The sequence below is a fragment of the Nocardioides psychrotolerans genome (assembly GCF_943371775.1).
GTDB classification, from domain to species: domain Bacteria; phylum Actinomycetota; class Actinomycetes; order Propionibacteriales; family Nocardioidaceae; genus Nocardioides; species Nocardioides psychrotolerans_A.
In genome coordinates, this window is the sequence record NZ_CALRWD010000018.1 from 46,377 (window position 1) to 63,659 (window position 17,283).

The window sequence follows — 17,283 nt, forward strand, 5'->3', positions numbered from 1 at the left end:
ACGCCGAAGGCTTACCTGTGCGCTACTTCCCCAGCGCAGCACGTCAGCGTGTCGTCGTGGCATCCCTTGCCGCCGCGGCCACGCTGGGCGGGCTCGCGATCCCTCTCGCCAATGCCGACGACGGCCTCAAGGACAAGCAGAAGCGCGTCGAGCAACAGATCGAGAGCGCGCACGACGACCTCGGTGAGGCCAGCAAGCGCGTGCAGCGCACCACGGCCGCGCTCGAGGCGGCGCGCTCGCAGCTGCTGAGCGCCAAGGCCCGCCTCGACGACGTACGCACGAGGCTCGCGGCCGCCCAGGCGCGGGACCGTGAGATGCAGGCCAAGCTGGTGCTGGCCGAGGAGGCCCTCGAGCAGGCACGCGCCGACGTGATCGCTGGTCAGGCCGCGCTCGCGGCCCAGCGGGTGACGGTCGTCAACACGGTCAACGACGTCTACGAGAACGGCGACCCGCAGCTGCTGGCCTTCGCCTCGCTGATGGATGCCGACAGCCCCGAGGACCTGATGCGTCGGATGGAGGCCACCGACGCGGTCGTGGGCAGCCAGGACCGGGCCTACGCGGGGCTGCACGAGGCGGAGATCCTCCTGCGGGTCCGCGAGGGCGAGGTCAGGACCGCCAAGCAGACGATGGAGACGCGTCGCGCCGACGCTGCCGCCAACCTGGCCATGGTGCGCGACCTGCTCGAGGAGGCGCGCGTCGCTAGGGGCAACGTCATCGCACTGCTCCAGACCAACCGCGACGCCCGCGAGAAGGCGCTCGCCGCGCGGGCCAAGGACAAGGACATCCTGGCCGCGCTCAAGCGCCGCGAGGACCGCATCAAGGCGCGGATCCTGGCTGCGGCCGAGGCTGCCGCACGTCGCGGCGGCGGTTACCAGGGCGACACGGGCGGCTTCCTGAGCAACCCGGTCAACGGCTACGTGACCTCGCCCTTCGGATACCGCACCCATCCGATCTACGGCTACTACGGCCTCCACGACGGCACCGACTTCGGCGTCAGCTGCGGGCAGTCGATGTTCGCCGTCGCGGGCGGCACGGTCACCGACATCTACTACTCGTCGGTCTACGGCAACCGGCTCTACCTCAGCCTGGGCCAGGTCAACGGCAAGAACATGACGGTCGTCTACAACCACGCCAGCGGTTACCGCGTCAGCGAGGGGGAGCAGGTCGCGCGTGGCGAGGTCGTCGGCTTCGCCGGCAGCACCGGCTGGTCCACGGGGTGCCACCTGCACTTCACGGTCCTGGTCAACGGTGAGCCCGTCGACCCGATGAACTTCCTCTGACCCGCCACGACCCGGCTGGCGCCAACCCGATTGACCGGCCCTGAGAGACTGGTGGGATGCCAAAGGAACAGGGGCGCAAGATCGTCGCGCAGAACAAGAAGGCGCGACACGACTACGCCATCGAGGACACCTACGAGGCCGGCATGGTCCTGCAGGGCACCGAGGTGAAGTCTCTGCGCATGGGACGCGCGTCGCTGGTCGACGGCTTCGTGGACATCGACGGCCACGAGGCGTGGCTGCACGGCGTCCACATCCCTGAATACACCCAGGGCACCTGGACCAATCACGCCGCCCGCCGCAAGCGCAAGCTGCTGCTCAACCGGGTCGAGATCGACAAGATCGAGCGTCGCGTCAACGAGAAGGGCCTCACGGTCATCCCGCTGTCGCTCTACTTCGTCGACGGTCGCGCGAAGGTCGAGATCGGTCTGGCCAAGGGCAAGAAGTCGTGGGACAAGCGGCACTCCCTCGCCGAGCGCCAGGCCTCCCGCGAGATCGAGCAGGCCGTCGGCCGTCGCCTGAAGGGCATGAGTGACTGAGGACGCACGCTCGGACGGGGCCGCCGTCCGCGCGTTCTGGCAGGGCCTCGGGCTGCCGGGGCTCGTCGACGTGCACGTGCACTTCCTGCCCGAGTCGATCCAGCGCGCGGTCTACGCCGTCTTCGACGCCGCCGGTCCCAAGATCGGGCGCGACTGGCCCATCCGCTACCGCTTCGACCACGAGGAGCGCGTCGAGCTGCTGCGCGACTTCGGCGTACGCCGCTTCTCGACGCTGCCCTACGCCCACAAACCGGGCGTGGCCACCTTCCTCAACGACTGGTCGCGCGACTTCGCGGCCGGGATCCCCGAGGTGCTGTGGTCGGGGACGTTCTTCCCCGAGCCCGACGCCGCGTCGTACGTCGAGGGGCTGGTGGAGGCGGGCGTCGACATCTTCAAGGTCCACGTGCAGGTGGGGGAGTTCCACCTCGACGACCCGCTGCTCGACCCGGTGTGGGGGATCCTCGAGGACGCCGGCACACCGATCGTGATCCACGCGGGCTCCGGCCCGGTCGGCAACGCGTTCACCGGTCCGACCTCGATGCGGCGGGTGCTCGAGCGCTTCCCCCGGCTCTTCGTCGTCGTCGCGCACATGGGGGCGCCGGAGTGCGAGGAGTTCCTGGTGCTCGCCGAGACCTACGAGCGGGTCCACCTCGACACCACGATGGTGTTCACCGACTTCTTCGGTGTGGACTATCCCTCTGCTCTGCTGCCGCGCCTTGCCGAGCTGCAGGACAAGGTGCTGCTCGGCAGTGACTTCCCGACCATCCCCTACCCCTACGTCGAGCAGCTCGACGGGCTGGCCGCGACCGGGTTGGGTGACGACTGGCTGCGAGCGGTCTGCTGGCACAACGGGGTGCGCATCTTCGGGCTCTGAGGCGACACTGTCCCCATGGACATCGCCGCAGCGCTCGCCGACGAACGCCGCGCGATTGCCGACCGCCTCGAGACGCTGACACCCGAGCAGTGGCGGGTGCAGACGCTCTGTCCTGCCTGGGACGTGCACGGCCTGGTCGCCCACCTCGTCGTGCCCTGCGACTTCTCGACCGTCGAGCTGGTGACCACCATGGTCCGTGCGCGCGGTAACCCCGACCGGCTCTCGGTCCTGATGGCCGCCCGTCGTGCCGAGAGGTCCTCGGCAGAGCTGGTGGCCCTGCTGCGGGAGAAGGCCGACTCGCGACTGGCGCCACCGATCATCGGCATCGTCGGGCCCTACACCGACGCCCTGGTGCACCAGCAGGACATCCTGATCCCGCTCGGTCTCACCGACGAGCGTCCGCCGGCGCGCTGGCGGCCCTCGCTCGACTTCCTCGTCTCGGCGAAGGCCCGCATCGGCTTCCTCCCGGGCCGCATCCCGGCGCTGCGCTACGTCGCGACCGACCTCGACTGGTCCCACGACGCGGGCTCCGGCCCGCAGGCCCGCGACGCGGTGCATGCTCCGGCGGCCGCGCTGGCGCTCGCGCTGCTGCGTCGCGAGCCGCGCCTCGACGAGCTGGCCGGCCCCGGCGCCGAGACGTTGCGGGAGTGGGCGCGGGCATAACCGGTAGGGCCTGTCGGTTGTGGCGAGTAGAGTGTCCACATAACTCAAGAGGGGCTGATCGGTTTCGACTTGGGACGTTAGTCCCAGGGGAAGCGGGTCGAGGAGCCAACGTCATCTCGTAAACGATCGTTGGAAACCTATAACTGCCAACGCTAAGCGCAGTTCCTTCGCTCTCGCTGCCTGAGCAGTGATCGAAGCGTCAGACCGGGCATCCGTCTCCGTCCCGGACCCTGGCGTCATCTAGGAGACTTGCTGTTCAACTGACGTCGTGCAGGTTGAACGGGACTTTTGCACGACTGAGCCTGTCGGGGACGTGTCTGTGCGAGCCCCGGGGCCGAGAAAAGCGACATCACTGACTGCACCCGGAGAAGACCTGGTTCGACGCTCGAGGACGCGGGTTCGATTCCCGCCAGCTCCACTGCACCGCCGGTCCCGGTGGGTCACACCACCGAGAGCCAGCCCTCTTGAACAGCAGCCGCCCCGACATCCGTCGGGGCGGCTGCTGTGCGTGCGTCCAGGACCGGCCGTGCGCCGGCTGACGTGGATGGGGCAGCATCGGCGACATGACCGATCTGGCGCTGCTCCGGACGAGCGAGGGAACGGTGAGCCTGCGTCGAGCCGTCATCGAGGACCTGCCGAGCATCGTGGAGCTGCTGACCGACGACCCGCTGGGCGCTGCACGCGACGGGACCGATGGTGCCGACGGACTGCAGGCCTATGTCCGTGCCTTCGAGGCGCTCGACGCAGATCCCGCGCACCTCCTGCTGGTTGCCGAGACCGGCGGCGAGGTCGTGGCGACGACGCAGCTGAGCTTCATCCCGGGACTGTCTCGTCGCGGCGCGCTCCGCGCACAGGTCGAAGGGGTGCGGGTCCGCGCCGACCTGCGCGGCAGCGGCCTGGGCAGAGCCCTCCTCCTGTGGACGAAGGGAGAGGCCGAACGCCGCGGCTGTGCCCTGATCCAGCTCACGAGCGACAAGCAGCGATCCGAGGCGCACCGCTTCTATGCGGGCCTCGGGTTCACCGCTTCGCACGAGGGCTTCAAGCGCGAGCTCTAGCGCAGGACGCGGTGGGATCGATCACCCCGTGAGCGTCGGGCGCCCGGCCCCGATGTGCCTCTCGCGGGCATCTTCCCTAGTCTCCTCTGATGCCTATTCGACCTCACGTCCCACGAGCAGCAATGCTCGCCGCGACCATCGTCACGGGCGCAGCAGTCGGAGCAGGGGGCCTGCAGGCCGCCCCAGGAGCGGCCGTGGAGGCCGCCTCCGAGACCTCCACGCGGGCGCGGCCACCGCAGCCCGGCGAGGCGTTCTCCTTCCGCATCGGCACCCTCAACATCCTCGGCAGCCAGCACCGCGGCCGCGGCGTCAAGCGCGCCACCGCGCTGGCGCACGCCATCCGTGACCGCGGCGTCGACGTCGTCGGCCTCCAGGAGGTCCAGGACGACCAGCTCGCCGCCATCAAGGACAAGCGCCCCGGCTACCGGATCTGGCCCGGCCAGTCCCTGGGCAACCAGGGCGTCCGTCTGCAGATCGCCTGGCGCAAGTCCATGTTCTCCCTCGTCGACACCGGCTCCATCACCACGACGTTCGACCACCAACAGCGCCCCATCCCGTGGGTCCGGCTGGAGAACCGCGCCTCGGGTGGGCAGTTCTACGTCATCGACGTGCACAACTCCCCGCGCGACCAGGAGGGCGCCCGCGACCGCGCCACCCGCGAGCAGATCGAGCTGATCAAGAAGCTCCGCGGGAACGGCAAGCCCGTCTTCATCCTGGGCGACACCAACGAGCACACCGAGTTCGTCTGCCGCGTCGCCGCCAGGACCGGGCTGGTCGCCTCCAACGGGGCCTCGCACGCGGAGTCGCGTCCCGGCGCACCTCGCTCCGGAGGCTGCGACACCGGCTCGGGCCCGATCAAGCTCGACTGGGTGATGGGCACGCCCCGCACGGTCGACTTCTCCCGGCACCGCGTCGACTACGGCGACCCGGTGCGCTCCGCGACGGACCATCCCTTCGTGCACGCTCGGGTCAAGGTCGCCGGGAAGACGAGCCGGGGCTGATGCCCAGCGGCTCGCCCCAGGAGCGCTGGCGCTCGAGCGTGGGCGAGGGTGACGCCGAGCTGGACCAGCGGCTCTCCGCCGAGCTCGACCGCGTCAACGCGGAGGCAACGCGCGGCACCGATGCAGCTCGTGAGCTCACCGTCCAGGTCCTCGACCAGGACGGTGAGCTCGCCGCCGGCATGAGTGGCTGGACCTGGGGCATCGCAGCGGGCATCGCGATGACCTGGGTCCGCGCGACCGCCCGGGGCGAGGGGCTGGGTGCCCGGCTGCTCGCCGACTTCGAGGACGAGGCCCGCAGCCGCGGCTGCACCCATGTCTTCGTCACGTCCTTCACCTTCCAGGCGCCAGGCTTCTACGAGCGCCACGGCTACCGCGAGATCTTGCGGTGGGAGGACGTCCCCGTCGTCGGCGCCGCCGACGTCCACTTCCGCAAGGACCTCTGAGCGAGGCCTAGGGTCAGCACATGGCCGACGTGCACCAGCTCAGCCGGGCGGACGCGCGCCGCATCGCGGTCCGCGCGCAGCTGCTGGACGCCGGGCGACCCGTGGACCTCGTCGAGACGGTGCGCCACCTGACCCTGGTGCAGCTCGACCCGACCAACGCGGTCGCGCCGAGCGCAGACCTGGTGCTGTGGAGCAGGCTCGGGTCGGCGTACGACCCACAGGACCTGGTCGACGCGCTCGACGAGCAGCGGCTCGTGGACTTCGGCGGTGCGGCCCGGGCGGCGGGCGACATGCGCCTCTTCCGCGCCGAGATGGCGCAGTGGCCGGGCGCCGGGGAACAGAAGGACTGGCAGCGGCGGCTGGTCGGCTGGGTCGAGGCCAACGAGGAGTGTCGCCGCGACATCCTGGAGCGCCTGCGCGGCGACGGGCCGCTGCCGGCCAGCGAGCTGCCTGACGCGTGCGTGGTGCCGTGGCCCTCGTCGGGGTGGAACAACAACCGCAACGTGCGGATGATGCTCGAGCAGTTGGTGCAGCGCGGGGAGGTGGCGGTCGCCGGTCGCGACGGCCGCGAGCGGTTGTGGGACCTCGCGGAGCGGATCTACCCGGACGATCCCGTGGTGCCCGCCGACGAGGCGCTGCAGCTGCGCGACGAGGCACGCCTGCGGGGCCTGGGCCTCGCGCGCGCCCGGTCGGCGAAGGTGCCCGGCGAGCCCCACAGCGTCGGCGAGGCGGGCGAGCCGGCCGTGGTCGAGGGCGTCAAGGGGCAGTGGCGCGTCGACCCGGCCCAGCTCGGCCAGCCCTTCGAGGGCAGGACGGCGCTGCTGTCGCCGTTCGACCGGCTCGTCTACGACCGCAGGCGGATGGACGAGGTCTTCGAGTTCGACTACGTGCTGGAGATGTTCAAGCCGGCGTCGCAGCGGATCTGGGGCTACTACGCGCTGCCGGTGCTCCACGACGACCGCCTGGTCGGCAAGCTCGACGCGCGCGCCGACCGCGACGCCGGCGTTTTCGAGGTCGTGGCGCTCCACGAGGATGTGCCCTTCACGAAGGCCATGACGGCCGCGGTGGACCGCGAGGTCGCCGACCTGGCCGGGTGGCTCGGTCTGGACCGCTGATCCTGACCGTCACCCCGGCCGCGTGCGCTCGTTGATCTCCCTGACCGCACCTGAGGGGGTGCGGCGCCGAGGGAGAGGGACCGTCATGCTGCTGGCCGCGTTCGCCCTGGTCGTGCTCGCTGCGGCCTGCGGGATCCTGGTCCGCGCCGGCGCTCCGCGCCCCACGGCGTACGACGAGCCCTCCGCCGGCGCGCTGGCCGAGGTCTGGCGCGAGGCAGCCCTGGCCGAGCGCTCCGAGGTGCGCGATCTCCAGCGGGCGATCGCCGACGCGCTCGAGACCCGCAGCGACCTCTACGCCCACACCGTGCTGCGCTCCGCTCTCGACCGCTCCCACGGCTACGAGCCGGTCCGGGTCAGCCTGTGAGGCGCGCTGCCGTCCTGGTGGCAGCCTCGTTGGCCCTGGCGGTGGGCCTGACCGGCTGCGGCGAGGACGAGGCGGACCTCGCGACGCCCGAGCCGGGGGTGGGAGCGACGGCGTCCGGCATCGACCCCGAGCTGGCCTCGGCCGCCGAAGACGTCGAGCGGCTCGCGGTGCGTCTCGAGGGCTTCCTGCGCGGCGGCACCTACCCCCGGGACCTGGCCGGTGCCGTGGCCTCCCTGGAGGAGGCCGGGCTGGAGCCGAGCGAGGGCAACGAGGTGGCGACCTATGTCTACGACGAGGACGCCGTGGAGTTCCGGCTGTGCGTGGAGGCTCCCGGAGGCGCCTGGGCGACCTACGACACCGCGCCGATGTCGGTGCGCGAGACCGGTGAGGGCGGCTGCCCCGCGGTCTAGGACAGGCGCTCGCGCAGGGCGGCGTCGGCTGCGAGCGACTCCAGCATCGCCGGCAGCCGGTTGACGTCGGACTTGTTCATGACGATCACCCGGAGGCGGGCGATCTCGTCGCGGTCGAGCTCGCTGCTCCACCCGGTCCACAGGACGAAGGGGGTCTCGTCGCCGGCGTCGCGGCGCAGGCCCGCGACCTCGAGGCCCGACAACGGCGGCATGGTCTGGTCGAGCACCGCGGCGTCGTAGTCCTCGGCGGCGAGGAGGTCGAGCGCCTCCTGGCCGCTGGTCGCGGTGTGGACCACCCACCCGCGGAACTCCAGCAGCGTCGACATCATGAAGCGGACGTCCTCGTTGTCGTCCGCGACCAGCACCTTCATGAGGACGAGGCTATGCCCGCCAGCGGGATCGTGAGGACGAAGTCGGAACCTCGTGGCCCGGTGTGGTCCAGCACCAGGTCGCCACCCTGGGCGCGGGCGGCCTGCCGGGACACGTGCAGCCCCAGTCCGTTGCCCCGCGGGTGGGAGCTCGGACCGAAGGCCTCGAAGAGGTGGGGGAGCACGCGGGCCTCGACCCCGACGCCGTCGTCGAGCACGTGCACCGCCGCGTGCCGACCGACCCGCTCGACCCGGAGGACGACCTCGGTCCGGGCTTCGCGCAGCGCGTTGTCCACGAGGTTGTGCAGGATCTGCTCCGTGCGACCCGGGTCGCAGGTGACGACCAGGTCGTCCGCGACGTGCAGGACGACCCGGTCGTGCTGCTGGGCCACGTGCTGGGTCAGGAGCCGCAGGTCGGTGGGCTCCGCGCGAGGCTCGAGGGCGACCCCGGCGGTGAGCCTGGACCAGTCGAGGAACTCGGTGACCAGCCGGCTCAGCCGCTGGGCCCCCGCGCGGGCGCGCTCGGCCATGCGCTCGCGCTGCTCGGGGGTCAGCTCGTCGTGGTCCAGCATCTCCAGGGCCCCGCTGATCACGGCGAGGGGTGTCTGCATGTCGTGGCTGACCCCGGCCAGCACCGTGGCCCGCGCCGCGGTGGCGGAGACCTCGGCGCGCAGGGTCGCCATCTCGAGGCTGGACCGGCACCGGGCGAGCAGCTCCTCGGAGGTGAAGGGCTTGACGACGTAGTCGTCGGCGAGGGCCTCCAGCGCCCCCGTCGCGGCCTCCGCGCCGGCGCGAGCGGAGAGGATGACGACCGGGACGTGGGTGAGGTCGGGATCCGACCGGATCGCGCCCAGCAACCCGATGCCACCCATGCGGGGCATCATCACGTCGGTGACGACGAGGTCCACCGGCTCGCTCGTGAGGACCTCCCAGGCGGCGGCGCCGTCGGGCGCGAGCCGGATCGAGCCCAGGGGGGCCAGCACCCGGGCCACGCGGTCCCGCATCGCCGCGTTGTCCTCGACGACCAGCACGCGCGGGCCCGGGCCGCGGTCGCGCGCTCCGTCGTACGACGGGTGGAGGGCGTCGGCGTCAGGCACCAGGTCGAGCGCGAGGGCGCGGGCCGCGTCGAGCCGTGCCGCGGGGAGCAGGTGCGGCGCGCCGGTGCTGCGACGCAGCGGGATCGTCACGAGGAAGGTCGATCCGGTGCCGACCTCGCTCTCGAGCTCGACCCGGCCGCCGAGGGCGGCGGCCGCGTCGGTCACCAGCGCCAGCCCCAGACCGGTGCCCTCGGCATAGCCGGCGTCCGGGGTCCGGACCCGGTGGAAGCGGTCGAAGACCAGCTCGCGCTCCTCCTCCGGGATCCCGATGCCCGTGTCGGTGACGGTCAGCACGAGCTCCGCCTCGGAGCCGGTGAGCGAGCCGGTGAGGGAGACGGTGACGGAGCCCTCGGGGGTGTACTTGAGGGCGTTGGCCACCAGGTTGAGCAGGATCCTCTCCCAGAGCTCCGGGTCCAGGTCGACGACCCCGATGTCGGGGTCGACGTCGAGGTCGAGCCGCAGTCCCGCGCGGCTCGCGGCGGCCCGGAAAGGTCCGACCAGGTCGGCACTGAGCGCGACCACGTCCGTGGGCTCCCAGGCGGCGACCAGGCTGTCACTCTCGACCCGGGCCACGTCGAGCAGGCCGCCGACCAGGCGCAGCAGCCGGTGCGCGCTGGCGTGCATGACCTCCAGGTCGTCACGCTCCAGCGTCGCGACCCGCCCGGCGAGGACGTCCTCGAGGGGCCCCAGGATGAGCGTCAGGGGCGTGCGGAGCTCGTGGCTCACGCTGGAGAGGAACGACGACTTGGCAGCGTCGATGGCCGCCAGGGCCTCGACACGGGCGCGCTCCTCGGCACGGGCGGAGCCCAGGCCCAGCGCCTGGCCGACCTGGTCGGCGACGAGTCCCAGGAAGCGTCGCTGCTCGTCGTCGGCAGGACGCAGCGGGTGGGGGGAGACCACGAGCACGGCGGTGACGTCGTCGCGTCCGCGGACGGGCAGCGAGAGACGCAGTCGCGGGCGGCCGTCGCCGGGGCTGCTGTCGAGCTCCTCGACCAGCACGTCGTGGTCGCGCCAGGCCCGCACGATCGGGCTGTCGGTGTCCTCGGCGAGGTCCGGGAGCGTGCCGGGAGGGGGGTCGCCGAAGGTGCCGGCCCGGACCAGTCGCTGCGCCGGGTCGGGTCCGCCCGGCAGGTAGATCGCCCCGTGGTGCAGCTCGGCGCCGGCCGTGTCGAGGGTCTCGACGCAGGTCGCGACGGCAGCGGGCACGTCGGCGATGTCGGTGCGCCCCGCGAGCCGGTTGAGCAGGTCGAGGCGACGCGCGGCCACGACCTTCTCGGTGGTGAAGGCGACCACGGTCAGCACGCCGCCGGCCTCGGCGCCGTCCTCGCAGGGGACGTGGGAGTAGGAGAAGGTGAAGAACGCCTCCTCCGGCCCGTTGCCGCGCTCGACGACGAGCGCCAGGTCCTCGTCCCACACCGCTGCCCCGCCCCCGAGGATCGCGGTCTGCATCGGGCCCACCAGGTCCCACACCTCGGCGTACTGCTCCCGCAGGGGGCGACCGAGCGACGCCGGGTGCTTGGCGCCGAGCGTGGGGACGAAGTCGTCGTTGTAGAGCATGACCAGGTCGGGACCCCACGTCAGCAGCATGGGGTAGCGGCTGCGCAGGAGGATGGCCGTCGCCGTCCACAGCGACGACGACCAGCTCGAGATCGGACCGAGCTGCGTCGAGCCCCAGTCGTGCTCGGCGATCAGGCGCGCCATCTCCCCACCGCCGTCGAAGAGCGGGTCCACCGAGCTCCGAGGCAAGGACATGACTCAGGAGATCACGGATCCCGGTGGCGTGCGCGGAGATCGGGAGGATCGGCCGGCAGCGGGGACCGGGTGGCTCGGGGTGGGTCAGACCACCCGGGGTCATGCCTGGTTCACCCGGCGATCTCCGCACCGTCACCTCGCCGCGATCGGATGGGTCCATGACATCTCGGAAGCCCCTGTCCCGACCTGCCCTGCTGCTCGCTGCCCTTGCTGCAGCTCCCGTCCTGGTGGCCGGTCCGGTCGCCGCCGCCCCTGCTCCGGCGCCCGCCCCTGCTCCGGCGCCCGCCTCACACCGCGCCACGACCCAGCTCGCCGAGCCGCTCGTCTTCGGCCACCGTGGCGCGTCCGGCTACCGCCCCGAGCACACGCTGGCCTCCTACCGCCTGGCGATCCAGCTCGGCGCCGACTACATCGAGCCCGACCTCGTCTCGACCAAGGACGGTGTGCTCGTGGCCCGCCACGAGAACGAGATCGGCGGCACGACCGACGTCGCCGACCACCCCGAGTTCGCCGCGCGCCGCACGACGAAGACGATCGACGGCAGGGCCGTCACCGGGTGGTTCACCGAGGACTTCACCCTCGCCGAGCTCAAGACCCTGCGCGCCCAGGAGCGGCTGCCGCAGGTGCGCCCCGACAACACGCGCTACGACGGCCGCTTCGAGGTGCCGACCTTCGCCGAGGTGCTGGCGCTGGTGAAGGAGCAGTCCCGCAAGGCCGGGCGCGTCGTCGGGGTCGCCCCCGAGACCAAGCACCCGACCTACTTCGACTCCATCGGGCTCTCGCTCGAGGAGCCGATGCTGCGTGAGCTCAAGCGAGCCGGGCTGGACAAGAAGAAGTCGAAGGTGCTGATCCAGTCCTTCGAGGTCTCCAACCTGCGCGAGCTCGACCGCCGCACCGACCTGCCGCTCGAGCAGCTCGTCGACGGCAGCGGCGCACCCTACGACCAGGTGGTCGCCGGCACCGGCACGACCTACCGCGACCTGGTCACGCCGGCCGGCCTGCGCCGGATCAGCGCGTACGCCGACTGGGTCGGCCCCACCAAGGACCTGGTCCTGCCCCGCGACGCCGCCGGCGCGACGGGTGCGCCCAGCGACCTGGTCGACGACGCGCACGCCGTCGGCCTGCGGGTGGTGGTCTTCACCCTACGCGACGAGAACCAGTTCATGGCGACCAACTTCCGTCGCGGGGCCGACCCCGACGCCAAGGGCGACATCCGCGCCGAGGTGACGGCCTTCCTCGACGCCGGTGTCGACGGCCTCTTCGCCGACTTCCCCGACTCCGCGGTCGACGCCCGCGAGGCCTGGCTCGACTGATCGCTCCCGGACGACGTCCTCGGGCGCGGTGGCGGCCGGGCGGGCGAGTTAGGTTAACCTAACTCGTTCGTCCGTCCGCGCCCGAGGAGCACCGTGACCACCACCGATGGCCCTGGCGGCCCTGACGGCCCTGCAGCACCGGCCGCCCCCCTGCGCGCCCTCTGGGACCGCTACGGCCGCTACCGCACCCGCTTCACGTGGGCGGTGCTCATGTCGGTGCTCAACAAGGTCGCGGACGTGGCGCCCGAGCTGCTCATCGGCGCGGCCGTCGACGTCGTGGTGCGGGGCGACGACTCGATCGTGGCCGACCTGCTCGGCGTCGACTCGCGCTACACCCAGCTCGCCTGGCTGGCCGGCATCAACGCCGTCATCTGGATCATCGAGTCCGCGAGCGAGTACGTCGCGGCCGTGCTGTGGCGCGGTCTCGCCCAGGGCGTCGAGCACGACCTGCGCGTCGAGGCCTACGACCACGTGCAGCACCTGGACCTCGGCTGGCACGAGTCGCGACCGCAGGGCTCGACGCTGGCGACCCTCAACGACGACGTCAACCAGCTCGAGCGCTTCCTCGACATCGGCTTCCCGGCAATCCTGCAGACCACCCTCAACGTGATCCTGGTGGGCGCGGTCTTCGCCGTCTCGTCGGTGCAGCTGCTGGTGCTCGCCTTCCTGCCGATCCCGCTGATCGTCATCGGCTCGCTGGTCTTCCAGCGCCGCCTCGAGCCGCTCTACGACCGGGTGCGCGGCGCCGTCGCCGACCTGTCCAGCGCGCTGGGCGCCAACCTCGGCGGCATCGCGACGATCAAGGCCTTCACCGCGGAGGACCGCGAGCGCGAGCGCATCGAGGGCGCCTCGGCGGCCTACCGCGACGCCAACGCCGCGGCGATCCGTTCGTCGGCGGCCTTCGTGCCGCTGGTGCGGATGGCGATCCTCGCGGGCTTCACCTTCACCCTGCTGCTCGGCGGCTGGGCCACGCTGCGTGGCGACCTCGAGGTCGGGCTCTACTCGGTGCTGGTCTTCATGACCCAGCGCTTGCTCTGGCCGCTGACCGACGTCGCGACCGTGCTCGACCTCTACCAGCGCGGCCGGGCCTCGGCCGGGCGGATCCTCGCCCTGCTGGCGGTGCCGGTGACGGTCCCCGCCGGGCACACCGTCCTCGCCAGGCCGGTCAGCGGCCGCGTCGAGCTGCGCGGTGTCCGCGCCGGCTACGCCGACGGCCCCGACGTCCTCCACGGCATCGACCTGGTCGTCCCGGCGGGGGAGACCCACGCGATCGTCGGCCCCACCGGGTCGGGCAAGTCGTCGCTGCTGCGCCTCGTGCTCCGCTTCGACGACCCGCGCGAGGGGCAGGTGCTCCTCGACGGCCAGGACGTCCGCGACCTCGACTGGGACTCCCTGCGCGGCTCCATGGGCTACGTCGCCCAGGACGTGTTCCTCTTCGCGGGCACGCTGGCCGACAACATCGCCTACGGCGCGCCCGGCGCGACCCGTGACGACGTACGACGTGCGGCGGCGCAGGCCGCCGCCCTCGACGTCATCGATGCTCTCCCCGAGGGCCTGGACACCCACGTCGGCGAGCGCGGCGTCACCCTGTCAGGAGGCCAGCGCCAGCGCCTCGCGCTCGCCCGGGCCCTGCTCCGCGACCCGGCCCTGCTGGTGCTCGACGAGGCGACGAGCGCCGTCGACAACGAGACCGAGGCGGCGATCCAGCGCTCGCTCGCCGACGTCGCCGCCCGCACCACCGCGCTCGTTGTCGCCCACCGGCTCTCGACCGTGCGTCACGCCGACCGGATCTGGGTGCTCGAGGCCGGCCGCATCGTCGAGAGCGGCACCCACGACGAGCTCATCACCCACGACGGCTCCTACGCCGCGCTGTGGCGGGTGCAGACCGGCGACGCGGTGGCGACTCGCCGCTGAGCCCGGCGGGAACGCCGAGTCGGCGCGATGGTGCAGGCCCGACGCCGAGTCAGCCCGCCGCGTCAGCCCGCGCGAGCGTGACCTCGGCGAGCATCCGGCGCACCGGCCGCTGCCCGAGGGTGGCCAGCGCCACGGCCAGCACCGTCGCGGACACGGTGACCGCGAAGGCCGCGGGGTGACCGTGCAGGTCGGCGAGCCGGCCGGCCACTGTTGAGCCGACGGCATAGCCGATGCCGGTCGCGCCGGCCAGCAGCGTCATGGCCAGTCCCACACGACCGGCGGGCACCGCACGCTCGCCGATGCTGAAGACGCCGATCATGTAGGGCGCCACGCCGAAGCCGAGCAGCAGCACCGTCACGATCAGCCCCGCCACCGAGTCGACGAGCAGCAGCGGCAGCGAGAGCAGCACCAGGGCCGAGGCCGACACCAGCACCCGCCGCTCGTGGCCGACCCGCTCGGAGATCGCCACGGTGGCCAGTCCGGCCAGCACGCTCCCCACGCCCAGGCAGGCGTGGATGATCCCGGCCAGGCCAGGGCGGCCGACCTCGGTCGTGAGGGCGGTCGTGCCGGTCTGGATCGAGCCGAAGAAGAGACCGAGGCAGCCCTGGGCCAGCAGCAGTCCGACGAAGATCGCGGTGAGGATGCGGCCGTCACCGCCGAGCGCCCCGGCCGTGCCCCCGGTCAGGCGGGCCGTCGGGTGCGCTGCGAAGGCGCAGCCGAAGACCGCGAGCAGGGCCGCCGCCAGCAGCATCGCGCCGGAGGGGGAGGCCAGCACGACGACGACCCCGACGAGAGCGGGCCCGAGGACGAACGACGCCTCGTCGGCCGCGCCCTCGTAGGAGAACGCGGCGTCCATCAATCGTGGCTGGCGGTGACCGGTGTCGCGGGTGATCGGGCGCCAGCGCACCCGGGCCAGCGGCCCGACCTGCGGCAGCACGAGGCCGACCAGGCCGGCCGTGGCGATCAGCGATCCGTCTGCGGCGTCGGTGCCCGTCAGGGTGACCAGGGCCACGAGGCCGAGCGCTCCCAGGACCGACTGCACGAGGACGAGGGGACGCTGCCCGACACGGTCGGCGAGCTCGCCGGCCACGGGGGAGCCGATCGCGTTGGCGACCGCGAGCGCCCCTGCGGCGAGGCCGCCGGCGCCGTAGGAGCCGGTGGCGGTGGAGACCAGCAGCATCGTGCCGATCTGGCTCATGCTGAGCGGGAGGCGGCCGAGGAACGCGACCACGACGTAGAGGGGGCCGGCGAGGTCGAAGAGGCGCCGGTAGGAGGCGAGCGGTGACACGTGGGTCCTTGAGGGTAGGCGGCAACAACGCGCCGAACCCACCTCCAAGACGCGCACAACCCTCTGCAGCGTCCACGATACTGGGGGACATGCCCACCTGCGTCTTCTGCGCGATCGTCTCCGGCGAGACCGCGGGCCACGTGGTCCTCGACGAGGACGACTTCGTCGCCTTCCTCGACGTGCGCCCGGTCTTCAAGGGGCACGTGCTGCTGGTCCCGCGCCGGCACGTGGTGACCCTCCCCGACCTTCCCGCGGAGCTCCGCGACGGTTTCCTCGCCGCAGCCCAGCGGATCGCGACCGCCGTGGTCGACGAGCTCGGCGCGCAGGGCAGCTTCGTCGCGATCAACAACACCGTGAGCCAGTCGGTGCCCCACCTGCACCTGCACGTCGTGCCCCGCACCAAGGGCGACGGGCTCCGTGGCTTCTTCTGGCCGCGCACGTCGTACGCCGACGGCGAGCCCGCCGCCTATGCCGCACGCCTGCGTGGAGCCCTGACCTAGCCTCGGAGTCATGAGGCTCCTCCTCGCCACCTTCCTGGTCGCAGCGACCACCGCGTGCACGGCGACGACCGACCAGGCCGAGCGCTCGGCGCCCGGGCTGGCGACCCCGCCGTCCGAGACGCCCGCCTGTGCGGAGGTCCGGGCCGGGATCGCGGCCTTCAACGAGGGCGACTACGACGAGACCGTTGCGCGCTTCGCCGCGGCCGTGCCGCTGGCCGAGGAGCAGGTCGACGGCTCGCAGGAGGCCGACGACCTCCTCGAGGCGATCCGGTGGTACGCCGAGCTGCCGGCCGAGGACTACCCCGAGGCGGCCATCTCCTCGCAGGACTTCGCGACCTACAAGGCGATCACCCTGGGCCAGTGCGACCCGATCGTGCCGACGGAGACCGAACCCCCCGGCACGGAGGTCTGAGCCGCCTCTAGAGTGTCGGGCGTTCCGCACCACAGACGGGTGCACCACCGAGTGGGGCACCGAGACGAGGAGTCATCACCATGGGTCGTTACGACGGACGCATCGTCGTCGTCACCGGAGCCGCGCGCGGCATCGGGTTCGGGACCGCCACGCGGTTCGCCGAGGAGGGCGCGTCGGTCGCGATCATCGACCTCGACGAGTCCGCGGCCGCCGAGGCGGCCGCCAAGCTGCCCCTCGTCGACGGCGCCAAGGCCGTCGGCATCGGCTGCGACGTGAGCAATGGCGAGTCCGCCGAGGCCGCGATCACCCGCGTCGTCACCGAGCTCGGTGGCATCCACGTGCTGGTCAACAACGCCGGCATCACCCGCGACAACCTGCTCTTCAAGATGACCGAGGACGACTGGGACCTGGTCATGGGCGTCCACCTCAAGGGTGCGTTCCTGATGACGAAGGCCGCCCAGAAGCACTTCGTGGAGCAGAAGTACGGCAAGATCCTCAACCTCTCGAGCGTCTCCGCGCTCGGCAACCGCGGCCAGGCCAACTACTCGGCCGCCAAGATGGGCGTGCAGGGCTTCACCCGCACCCTGGGCATCGAGCTCGGCCCGTTCGGCATCAACGCCAACGCCATCGCCCCCGGCTTCATCGCCACGGAGATGACCGACGCGACCGCGGCCCGCCTCAAGATGGACGTCGAGGAGTTCCGCAAGCTCAACGCCGAGGCCAACCCCGTACGCCGCGTCGGCTTCCCTGAGGACATCGCTGCGGCCGCTGCGTTCCTCTGCAGCGACGAGGCGTCCTACATCACCGGTCAGACGCTCTACGTCGACGGCGGCGCCAAGCTCGGCTGACATCCCAGGACACGCGACGCCGCGCCGGGCGCCGAGGTCCCCCCGCGGGG

The 17,283-nt window shown here is 72.0% G+C and carries 18 protein-coding genes and 1 other RNA gene; 16 read left to right on the plus strand and 3 right to left on the minus strand.

What is annotated here, in order from left to right; translation table 11 throughout:
* Window positions 1-56 precede the first annotated feature (56 nt).
* The 11 genes from AAG827_RS07535 (at window position 57) to AAG827_RS07585 (ending at window position 7,741) form a co-directional block, all read left to right on the plus strand.
* Window positions 57-1,280, plus strand: coding sequence for a peptidoglycan DD-metalloendopeptidase family protein (locus tag AAG827_RS07535; protein WP_341925274.1), 1,224 nt, complete (start codon window positions 57-59; stop codon window positions 1,278-1,280).
* 56 nt (window positions 1,281-1,336) lie between these two features.
* Window positions 1,337-1,816 carry an SsrA-binding protein SmpB gene (gene smpB / locus AAG827_RS07540; protein WP_341925275.1) on the plus strand — a complete coding sequence of 160 codons (480 nt, stop codon included), beginning with the start codon at window positions 1,337-1,339 and terminating at the stop codon, window positions 1,814-1,816.
* Entirely contained in the window at window positions 1,809-2,690 is an 882-nt protein-coding gene (locus AAG827_RS07545; protein WP_341925276.1) for an amidohydrolase family protein, read from the plus strand. Before smpB ends, AAG827_RS07545 begins: the two co-directional genes overlap by 8 nt.
* Before the next feature lie 15 nt (window positions 2,691-2,705).
* Window positions 2,706-3,353 (plus strand): maleylpyruvate isomerase family mycothiol-dependent enzyme, encoded by a 648-nt coding sequence (locus AAG827_RS07550; RefSeq protein WP_341925277.1) that lies wholly within the window; start codon window positions 2,706-2,708, stop codon window positions 3,351-3,353.
* Between the two features lie 50 nt (window positions 3,354-3,403).
* Window positions 3,404-3,774, plus strand: a transfer-messenger RNA (tmRNA) gene (gene ssrA / locus AAG827_RS07555).
* Between the two features lie 142 nt (window positions 3,775-3,916).
* Window positions 3,917-4,408 (plus strand): GNAT family N-acetyltransferase, encoded by a 492-nt coding sequence (locus AAG827_RS07560; RefSeq protein ID WP_341925278.1) that lies wholly within the window; start codon window positions 3,917-3,919, stop codon window positions 4,406-4,408.
* 122 nt (window positions 4,409-4,530) lie between these two features.
* Window positions 4,531-5,409: an endonuclease/exonuclease/phosphatase family protein gene (locus AAG827_RS07565; protein ID WP_341925279.1), complete on the plus strand. Its 879-nt coding sequence runs from the start codon at window positions 4,531-4,533 to the stop codon at window positions 5,407-5,409.
* Window positions 5,409-5,852 (plus strand): GNAT family N-acetyltransferase, encoded by a 444-nt coding sequence (locus AAG827_RS07570; protein WP_341925280.1) that lies wholly within the window; start codon window positions 5,409-5,411, stop codon window positions 5,850-5,852. Before AAG827_RS07565 ends, AAG827_RS07570 begins: the two co-directional genes overlap by 1 nt.
* Window positions 5,853-5,872: 20 nt before the next feature.
* Window positions 5,873-6,967 (plus strand): crosslink repair DNA glycosylase YcaQ family protein, encoded by a 1,095-nt coding sequence (locus AAG827_RS07575; RefSeq protein WP_341925281.1) that lies wholly within the window; start codon window positions 5,873-5,875, stop codon window positions 6,965-6,967.
* Window positions 6,968-7,052: 85 nt separating this feature from the next.
* A complete protein-coding gene (locus tag AAG827_RS07580) occupies window positions 7,053-7,331 on the plus strand; it encodes a hypothetical protein (protein ID WP_341925282.1) in 279 nt (92 codons plus the stop codon).
* Window positions 7,328-7,741 carry a hypothetical protein gene (locus AAG827_RS07585; protein WP_341925283.1) on the plus strand — a complete coding sequence of 138 codons (414 nt, stop codon included), beginning with the start codon at window positions 7,328-7,330 and terminating at the stop codon, window positions 7,739-7,741. Before AAG827_RS07580 ends, AAG827_RS07585 begins: the two co-directional genes overlap by 4 nt.
* Here AAG827_RS07585 and AAG827_RS07590 read toward each other — a convergent pair.
* Complete coding sequence (locus AAG827_RS07590; protein WP_341925284.1) at window positions 7,738-8,112, minus strand: response regulator; 375 nt, start codon at window positions 8,110-8,112, stop codon at window positions 7,738-7,740. The genes AAG827_RS07585 and AAG827_RS07590 overlap by 4 nt on opposite strands.
* Window positions 8,109-10,952 (minus strand): ATP-binding protein, encoded by a 2,844-nt coding sequence (locus AAG827_RS07595; protein ID WP_341925285.1) that lies wholly within the window; start codon window positions 10,950-10,952, stop codon window positions 8,109-8,111. The genes AAG827_RS07590 and AAG827_RS07595 overlap by 4 nt, the downstream gene beginning before the upstream one ends.
* Window positions 10,953-11,116: 164 nt before the next feature.
* On the opposite strand from AAG827_RS07595, the gene AAG827_RS07600 reads away from it, so the two are divergent.
* Window positions 11,117-12,271: a glycerophosphodiester phosphodiesterase gene (locus tag AAG827_RS07600; RefSeq protein ID WP_341925286.1), complete on the plus strand. Its 1,155-nt coding sequence runs from the start codon at window positions 11,117-11,119 to the stop codon at window positions 12,269-12,271.
* A 93-nt stretch (window positions 12,272-12,364) separates the two neighbouring features.
* The gene (locus tag AAG827_RS07605) at window positions 12,365-14,185 is read left to right on the plus strand and encodes an ABC transporter ATP-binding protein (RefSeq protein ID WP_341925287.1); all 1,821 of its coding nucleotides are present in this window, start codon (window positions 12,365-12,367) and stop codon (window positions 14,183-14,185) included.
* 49 nt (window positions 14,186-14,234) lie between these two features.
* Here AAG827_RS07605 and AAG827_RS07610 read toward each other — a convergent pair whose 3' ends face one another.
* Window positions 14,235-15,473, minus strand: coding sequence for an MFS transporter (locus tag AAG827_RS07610; protein ID WP_341925288.1), 1,239 nt, complete (start codon window positions 15,471-15,473; stop codon window positions 14,235-14,237).
* 89 nt (window positions 15,474-15,562) lie between these two features.
* Between AAG827_RS07610 and AAG827_RS07615 the strand changes: the two genes are divergently transcribed.
* From AAG827_RS07615 to fabG, 3 genes are all read left to right on the plus strand, one after another.
* Window positions 15,563-15,973, plus strand: a complete 411-nt coding sequence (locus tag AAG827_RS07615) for an HIT family protein (protein WP_341925289.1) — start codon at window positions 15,563-15,565, stop codon at window positions 15,971-15,973.
* Between the two features lie 10 nt (window positions 15,974-15,983).
* Window positions 15,984-16,385 (plus strand): hypothetical protein, encoded by a 402-nt coding sequence (locus AAG827_RS07620; RefSeq protein WP_341925290.1) that lies wholly within the window; start codon window positions 15,984-15,986, stop codon window positions 16,383-16,385.
* Between the two features lie 80 nt (window positions 16,386-16,465).
* The gene (fabG, locus tag AAG827_RS07625) at window positions 16,466-17,233 is read left to right on the plus strand and encodes a 3-oxoacyl-ACP reductase FabG (protein WP_341925291.1); all 768 of its coding nucleotides are present in this window, start codon (window positions 16,466-16,468) and stop codon (window positions 17,231-17,233) included.
* Window positions 17,234-17,283 lie beyond the last annotated feature (50 nt).

Bases quoted from the DNA above. Each gene is read 5' to 3' on its own strand.
- AAG827_RS07600 (WP_341925286.1), top strand. From the start codon at position 11,117: ATGACATCTCGGAAGCCCCTGTCCCGACCTGCCCTGCTGCTCGCTGCC.
- AAG827_RS07580 (WP_341925282.1), top strand. From the start codon at position 7,053: ATGCTGCTGGCCGCGTTCGCCCTGGTCGTGCTCGCTGCGGCCTGCGGG.
- AAG827_RS07560 (WP_341925278.1), top strand. From the start codon at position 3,917: ATGACCGATCTGGCGCTGCTCCGGACGAGCGAGGGAACGGTGAGCCTG.
- AAG827_RS07615 (WP_341925289.1), top strand. From the start codon at position 15,563: ATGCCCACCTGCGTCTTCTGCGCGATCGTCTCCGGCGAGACCGCGGGC.
- AAG827_RS07590 (WP_341925284.1), bottom strand. From the start codon at position 8,112: ATGAAGGTGCTGGTCGCGGACGACAACGAGGACGTCCGCTTCATGATG.
- smpB (WP_341925275.1), top strand. From the start codon at position 1,337: ATGCCAAAGGAACAGGGGCGCAAGATCGTCGCGCAGAACAAGAAGGCG.
- AAG827_RS07620 (WP_341925290.1), top strand. From the start codon at position 15,984: ATGAGGCTCCTCCTCGCCACCTTCCTGGTCGCAGCGACCACCGCGTGC.
- AAG827_RS07575 (WP_341925281.1), top strand. From the start codon at position 5,873: ATGGCCGACGTGCACCAGCTCAGCCGGGCGGACGCGCGCCGCATCGCG.
- AAG827_RS07570 (WP_341925280.1), top strand. From the start codon at position 5,409: ATGCCCAGCGGCTCGCCCCAGGAGCGCTGGCGCTCGAGCGTGGGCGAG.
- AAG827_RS07550 (WP_341925277.1), top strand. From the start codon at position 2,706: ATGGACATCGCCGCAGCGCTCGCCGACGAACGCCGCGCGATTGCCGAC.
- AAG827_RS07565 (WP_341925279.1), top strand. From the start codon at position 4,531: ATGCTCGCCGCGACCATCGTCACGGGCGCAGCAGTCGGAGCAGGGGGC.
- fabG (WP_341925291.1), top strand. From the start codon at position 16,466: ATGGGTCGTTACGACGGACGCATCGTCGTCGTCACCGGAGCCGCGCGC.